Raw genomic sequence first — 540 nt, forward strand, 5'->3', positions numbered from 1 at the left:
CAATCACCATCCGTTTCTTGACCATAGTAGAAACTCACGCCTCCATTTGCATTATTGGTTGGGACGACCTCAAATTTCCAAACATTAATTAATGGAGTATGATCTCCTGCAGGAGGAGTACTTTCACACTTCTCTCTAGAAGAATATCCTCCCCGAGCGTTCACGCACCAAATCCCTGCGACTTTAGTATCTTCCTTTTTATGGCACCGTTTTGCGCCTTGTAGCGTAATACCCGATTTTTGATCTGCAATTAGTGGCTTAATATCCCGGATATCATCACTAATTTTAGTAGACTGGATCTCACTTGACGATCTAATTTCGGACTTATACGTAGCCCCGTCCATTGAATAAGTCAGGGTAAGCCTACTCGCTTTTTGATCATGTTTTATTCCATGAACTCCAGCATCAGCGTGGGTGAGTTGTTGGGGATCATCAACTGGGACTTCCGCCGAATTAGCCCCTCGTTGAATGTATAGTTGGAAACCATCCCCGAGATACGGGGTAGTGAAAGCAACTGCTGAATAATCAGGAAGAACGATA

Annotated in this window: 1 protein-coding gene; it reads right to left on the reverse strand. The window is 43.9% G+C overall.

Annotated features, from left to right (window positions below; all coding sequences use genetic code 11):
- On the reverse strand, window positions 1-540 hold a 540-nt coding region (locus tag DVK03_RS19890), incomplete at both ends, for a hypothetical protein (RefSeq protein ID WP_158599099.1).

This window comes from Haloferax sp. Atlit-109R, assembly GCF_003665865.1.
In the GTDB taxonomy this organism is placed as follows: domain Archaea; phylum Halobacteriota; class Halobacteria; order Halobacteriales; family Haloferacaceae; genus Haloferax; species Haloferax volcanii.